The organism is Fibrella musci (assembly GCF_041321105.1).
GTDB lineage: Bacteria > Bacteroidota > Bacteroidia > Cytophagales > Spirosomataceae > Fibrella > Fibrella musci.
This window is the reverse complement of the sequence record NZ_JBGGWD010000015.1, coordinates 1-3,410: the sequence shown is the minus strand read 5'-3', so window position 1 is coordinate 3,410 and position 3,410 is coordinate 1. Positions and strand designations below refer to the sequence as shown.

Here is a 3,410-nt window from a genome sequence, read left to right as displayed (position 1 = left end):
AGAGGGCCTGGTTGAAGTGGTTGGGGTTGTGGCGGGGCTGGTTGGCGAAGCTGGCCAGGATGGGGGTGAGGGGGAAGCTGCCCTGGGCGGGGGTCTGCTCGATGAGCGCCCCCACCCGACTCAATTGATTCGCCAGATCGTCGATGATGGGGTGTTTGAAAATGGTTTGTACATCGAGTTTATAACCTAGCCGGTGCATCCGCGACACGATCTGGATGGCTTTGATCGAGTCGCCACCCAGCCGGAAGAAATGATCCGTTGGTTTGACGTTGGCTTTGCCGAGTAAATCGGCAAAGACCGCCATCAGTTGCTGAGTCGGCTCGGGCAGCAAAATCCGCTCGGCAACCACCTCATCATCTGTTACCTCCGGCGTAGCGTTCATCAACTGGTGCCGGTCGATTTTACCACTGGCTGTTAGCGGAAAGCTGGCCAGCACAATTCCTTCCGACGGAATCATGTGCGCGGGCAGGCAGGTACTGGCCCAGGTACGTAGCTCGTCGGTATAGCTAATAAGCGTGTCCGATTGAAGCGCAATACGCAGTTGAGTCGTCTTACGGTCAAACAGGACCACGGCCTCGGTAATAGCGTCGTGAGTGCGAAAAACGGCTTCGATTTCTTTGGGTTCAACCCGAACACCGTGCAGTTGAATCTGGTCATCGGCCCGGCCAACGTACTGCAAATCGCCGGTGCTGCTGACGTACCCCAGATCGCCCGTCCGGTAGAGCCGATCTTCCGACGCCTGCCGGGCATAAGGATTGGCAATGAATTTTTCGGCCGTGCGCACGTCGTCGTTCAGATACCCATTGGCTAGTCCGATTCCGGTTACACAAAGCTCACCCACGCAACCCGTTGGTACGGGCTCACCAGCCTGATTCAACAGGTAGATGGCGGTATGGGCAAAAGGTTTTCCGATAGGAATGCCCCCCTCCTGTGCATAGCGGTCGGCCTGGTTGGCATCGACCCGATGATAGGTAGCGCCCACGCAGGTTTCAGTCGGGCCGTAGCCGTTAAACACCGCCTTGCTGGCGGCGTAATGGAGGACATCTGGCAATGAGGCAGCCTCGCCCGTGGTAATGATGTTACGAACCGTGGGGAGCGGGTGGCGGTTGAGCAGCCGCAGATAGGCCGGTGAAAAAATGGCCGTCGTTACCCCTTGCTGGTCGAGCCAGTCGGTCAGGAAATCGGTATTAGTTTTGACAGCCTCTTTGGCAATGGCGAGTTTTGCGCCCGCCAGCAAGGTCATGGTCACTTCGATCAGCGAGGCGTCGAACGAGATGGACGCTGATTGCAAAACCACATCGGCGTCGGTGAGGTATAGCCAGTTGCCGTGATCCAGCGCCCGACACACGAGGCTTTCGTGGCGTATGGGTACGCCCTTGGGCAGGCCCGACGTACCTGAGGTGTAAATGATATACGCCGTCTGTGTCGCCGGTACGTCGGTGGGCACGATTGGCCCCACGTCAGTTTGGCCTTCTGCCATCGACAGTACGGTAATAGAGGCACCGAAGGCAGGGGAATCACCGATACCGAACCGGCAGCGGCTATCCGACAGCATGTGCCGTTGCCGTTCCAGAGGTAGGGTCGGTAACAGGGGCAGATAGACGCCCCCCGCCTGCCAGATCGCCAGCACGGCCAGAACCCAATCGGCGGAACGGTCCAGACAAACGCCTACGACATCGCCCGACTGCACACCCTCCTGCCGCATCCAGCTCGCCAGCCGGTCGACCCGCGCGCTGAGGTCAGCGTATGTGATCGACTGATTTTGGTCGACCAGCGCCAAGTGGTTACCCCGACGGCTGGCCGTTTGCCGGAAAAGCGTCGGCAGCGACAAGCCCACCGCGCAATCAGCCTCTTCGGACTCGATGACGGGAGCAGGCTGGGTAGAGGGAAACTGGATGGTACGTAGCGCCGCATCGGGTGCAGCGAGCAGTTGAGCAATGATGGCCTGGAAATCCGCCACGACCTGACTAATGAACGCCGGACTATAGGCGGCCTGGTTATAGTTGACCAGCACCGACAGCTGCCGTTCGGGCAGGACGATAAGATTGAGGTTGTAATTCGTCTGTGCGAATGATGAGCGAGCTTCGATCTGGTCAATACCCGCCACCAGGTCACGTTGCCCGAGCAATTGGCTTACCGGGAAATTTTCGAAGACAAAGACATGGTCGAGCAACTGGTTGCCCAGCGGATGCGCGGCCTGAATGCTGCTCAGGGGCATATAGCTGTACTGATCGCCCTCCACGCGTTGCGTTTGCAGGTACGCTGCCAGTGTCAGCAATGAGGCGGTTTGATCCACGATTGGAGCAATGGGCAGCGTATTGATCAGCGGCCCCACCATCCGGTCGACACCAGCAATGACGGGGGGACGTACCGAGCTAACCAGCCCGAAAACCACCCGGTCAGTATCGTTGTATCGCGCCAGCAGCAGACTCCAACTCGCTTGCAACAGACAGCTTACCGTCAGTCGGTTTTGTTCGGCCAGTGTGTGCAGCCGGGTCGTGTCGGCTTCGGTGAGTGTCAGTACCTGCTCATCGGGTACGTAGTCGCTCGTGGGTGTAGTTGTATGTAGGGGCAGACCAGTCGGTTTATCCACCTCGGTCAGGTACGTGGTCCAGTAGCTGGCGGCGGTTGCCTGCGGTTGCTCATTTAGCCATTGGACAAACTGACCATACTGTCCGGCCGGTGCCAGTTCGTGCGGCTTTTGGGCCACCAGCGCGTTGTAACAGGCAAAAAACTCGCTGATCAGTATCCCCAGACACCAGCCATCAACGGCAATGTGATGATTGGTCCAGACCAGATCATACACGCGCTCATCGGACTGAAGCACGGCTAGCCGCATGGGAGCGTCGCGGTTCAGGTCAAATGGCCGGTGTCGGTCGCTGACGAGGTAGCTATCAATATAGCGATCGCGCTCATCGGCAGGCAGGTGGCGCAGGTCTTGTTGGGCTACGTCGACGGAGCGTTTTTTCAGCACAATCTGAAGAATATCATCCGTCTTTTTGTGGGTGTAAATCGTCCGCAGAATAGCGTGCCGCTCAAAAATTGTGTTGAGTGCCTGCTGCACCAGATCGAGCCGGAGGTCACCGTGGAACCGATAGGACGACTGGCCAATGTAGACCGCCGTTTCGCGCTCCGACAACCAGTGAAAATAAATGCCCGCCTGAATCGGCGACAGTTTATAGATATCCTGGATATTCTGCTTATTAAACATAACTATTTATTTATCAATGCTTTATAGATAAAACTTATAGTAAATTCGATCATTGTCAGTCATCGAAAATGGCGTCAAGCTGATCGATGGACAGCTGGCTGTAGCTCAGATCACTCGGCGTCAGCTCCCGCTCCCCCTGCTCCATACAGTGAGCCACCACCGACCCCAGCGCCTGCTCGTAGCCCGCTACCAGCGCCAC

1 protein-coding gene is annotated in these 3,410 nt (G+C 57.3%); it reads right to left on the bottom strand.

What is annotated here, in order from left to right:
- Window positions 1-3,211: non-ribosomal peptide synthetase (locus tag ACAW74_RS28685; RefSeq protein WP_370701654.1), on the bottom strand; the 3,211-nt coding region annotated here is incomplete at its 3' end.
- Window positions 3,212-3,410 lie beyond the last annotated feature (199 nt).